This is a genomic window from Streptomyces sp. NPDC004561 (assembly GCF_053602155.1).
Map to the genome: position 1 here is coordinate 1 of NZ_JBSGDB010000764.1, position 2,680 is coordinate 2,680.

Annotated in this window: 4 protein-coding genes; 2 read left to right on the forward strand and 2 right to left on the reverse strand. The window is 75.5% G+C overall.

What is annotated here, in order from left to right; all coding sequences use genetic code 11:
- Positions 1 to 965 (reverse strand): alpha/beta hydrolase (locus tag ACWEN3_RS44910; RefSeq protein ID WP_452984011.1); only part of this gene is annotated, 965 nt, incomplete at its 3' end.
- A gap of 237 nt (positions 966 to 1,202) precedes the next feature.
- Between ACWEN3_RS44910 and ACWEN3_RS44915 the strand changes: the two genes are divergently transcribed.
- Positions 1,203 to 1,616: an ArsR/SmtB family transcription factor gene (locus ACWEN3_RS44915; protein ID WP_452984013.1), complete on the forward strand. Its 414-nt coding sequence runs from the start codon at positions 1,203 to 1,205 to the stop codon at positions 1,614 to 1,616.
- Positions 1,617 to 1,689: 73 nt separating this feature from the next.
- Here ACWEN3_RS44915 and ACWEN3_RS44920 read toward each other — a convergent pair whose 3' ends face one another.
- Entirely contained in the window at positions 1,690 to 2,253 is a 564-nt protein-coding gene (locus ACWEN3_RS44920; protein ID WP_452984015.1) for an NAD(P)H-dependent oxidoreductase, read from the reverse strand.
- Between the two features lie 95 nt (positions 2,254 to 2,348).
- On the opposite strand from ACWEN3_RS44920, the gene ACWEN3_RS44925 reads away from it, so the two are divergent.
- On the forward strand, positions 2,349 to 2,680 hold a 332-nt coding region (locus tag ACWEN3_RS44925; RefSeq protein ID WP_452984017.1), incomplete at its 3' end, for a TetR family transcriptional regulator.

A 2,680-nucleotide genomic window follows, 5' to 3' on the forward strand; every position in this document is an offset into this window, starting at 1 on the left:
AGCAGGCGTCGCAGCCAGGCGACGCGGGCCGCCCGGGCCGCCCGGGAGAGGGCGGCGTCGGGGGCGAGGGCGTCGAAGCCGTGGAAGCCGCCCGGCCAGACGTGGAGTTCGGCGTCGCCGCCGGCCTGCCAGACGCGGGAGGCGTAGCCGACGACCTCGTCCCGGAAGGTCTCGGCCGAGCCGACGTCGAGGTAGGCCGGGGGCAGCCCCGACAGGTCGGCGGCGCGGGCGGGGGCCGCGTAGGGGGAGACGTCGGGGCCGCCCCGGCGGTCGCCCAGCAGCGCCGTCCAGGCGGTCTCGTTGGCGGTGCGGTCCCAGAGGCCGACGCCGGCCATCTGGTGGCTGGAGAAGGTGTCGTTGCGGTCGTCCAGCATCGGGGACATCAGCAGCTGGCCGAGGAGCCGCGGGCCCCGCCGGTCCCGGGCGAGCAGGCCGAGCGCCGCGGTCAGGCCGCCGCCCGCGCTGGCGCCCGCGACTACGATCCGGTCCGGGTCGCCGCCGATCTCCGCCGTGTGCTCAGCGGTCCACACCAGGCCCGCGTACGCGTCCTCGACCGGCGCCGGGTGCGGGTGCTCGGGCGCGAGCCGGTACTCCACCGACACCACCACCGCGCCCAGCTCGCGCGCCCAGCCCAGCGCCGCGTCCACGCCGGCCCGGTTGGTGCCGATCATCATGCCGCCGCCGTGCACGTGGTAGATCACCGGCAGCGGGGCCGTGGCCGTGGCGGACGCCGGGCGGCAGACCAGCAGCGAGACGTGCGGGGCGCCCGCCGGCCCGGGCACCGCGTGGTCCGCCACCTCGAAGGCGCCGCCCATCGTGAGGTCCAGCAGCGGCAGCAGCTCGTCGCCCGCGTACCGCCTGGCGGTGTCGATGTCGTCCATGCTGAACCCGGGCTCGGCCACGTCCTCGATCTGTTCGAGGGACGCGGCCAGCTCCGGGTCGAACGGGGGCGGGACCAACGGCACGGCTCCTCCTCTGGTGACTCACACGGCGCTCCGTGCACGATCATCGTCCGCATACCCCCGACCCGTCCCGGAAGCCGTGCGCGGCGCGGACCGCGCCCCCCGGTGCCGCAGCAGACCCAGCAGGGTCAGCAGGGCGACCAAGCCGCACACCCCGGCCCAGCCGCAGCGCGCGAAGGCGTGGGCGCCGAGCCAGGAGCCGAGGCTGCCGCCAGGTAGGCGCAGGTCATGTAGGCGGTGTTGAGGCGGCTGCGGGCACCCGCGCCGAGGGCGTACGAGGTGGCGGGCGCGGGGCGGGGCCTGCGGCTGGTCCCGTCGGTGTTCGCGCACAAGCCGGCGCCGCCCATCAGCGCCGAGGCCGCGCCCATGCTCGCCTATCCGGGCCGGGGCACCGCGACCCTGTGGGAACGGCCGCCCGCGCCGGACGCCTCCGCGTTCACCGCGCTGCTCGGCGCGCCCCGCACCACCCTGCTGCGGCTGCTCGCCGAACCCCTGCCCACCGTGGAACTCGCCCGGCGCCTCGGCGTGACCCCGAGCGCCGTCTCCCAGCATCTGCGGGTGCTGGCCGGCACCGGCCTGGTGACCCGGGCCCGCGACGGCCGGCGGGTGCTGTACCGGCGCAGCGCGCTGGCCGAGCGGCTGGTCTCCGGCTGACCGCGAACGCGCTCCGGATACGACGCGAAGAGGCCGGAGCCGACGGGCTCCGGCCCCTTCGGGCGGGTACGGGTCAGGCGGCGGCGGGCTCGGTCACGTCGCCGTGCAGGCGCGCCACGACCTCGGTCAGCTGGGCGGCGACCTCGGCGTCGTCGACCGGGTGGGTCTCGGCGAAGCGGCTCAGGGAGCCGGGGATCGACAGCTTGATGTCCTCGATCACCTTGCCACCGGCGATGCCCACGGACTTGCGGGTCTCGTCGTGCGCCCACACGCCGCCGTACTGGCCGAAGGCGGTGCCGACGACGGCGACGGGCTTGCCGCCGAAGGCGCCGGCGCCGTACGGGCGGGACAGCCAGTCGATGGCGTTCTTCAGGACGGCCGGGATGGTGCCGTTGTACTCGGGGGAGATCAGCAGGAACGCGTCGGCGGCCTGGGCGGCGGCGCGCAGCTCGGCGGCCGCGGCCGGGACGGCGCCCTCGACGTCGAGGTCCTCGTTGTAGAAGGGGATGTCGGCCAGACCCTCGTAGAGCACGACCTCGGCGCCCTCCGGCGCGAGCTTCATCGCCGCCTCGGCGAGTTGGCGGTTGGTGGAGGCGGCGCGGAGGCTGCCGACGAGCGCGAGGATGCGAACAGACATGGTGACTCCAAGGGGGCTGAACCGTTTACGATCCGGACCGGGGTCCGTTTAACTTTCTACCACCGTAACCGGACCGCGGTCCATTTTTGTTCCCGGTGCTTTACGCTGTCTTCATGTCCCGCCCGCTGCCGCCCTTCCCGACGCCCGAGGAGCCTTCCGGCGCGCCCCGGTTGCTGGAGCTCGGGACGGCTCCCGACGAGCCGTGCCTGCGTGCCGACGCGGCCCGCAACCGGGCCCGGCTGCTGGAGGCCGCCGCCCGCCTGATCGCGGAGCGCGGGGTGGACGGGGTCACCATGGAGGCGGTCGCGGTGGCGGCCCAGGTCGGCAAGGGCACGGTCTTCCGGCGCTTCGGCGATCGCACCGGGCTGCTCATGGCCCTGCTCGACCACTCGGGCAGGCGGCTCCAGGCCGACTTCCTGAGCGGGCC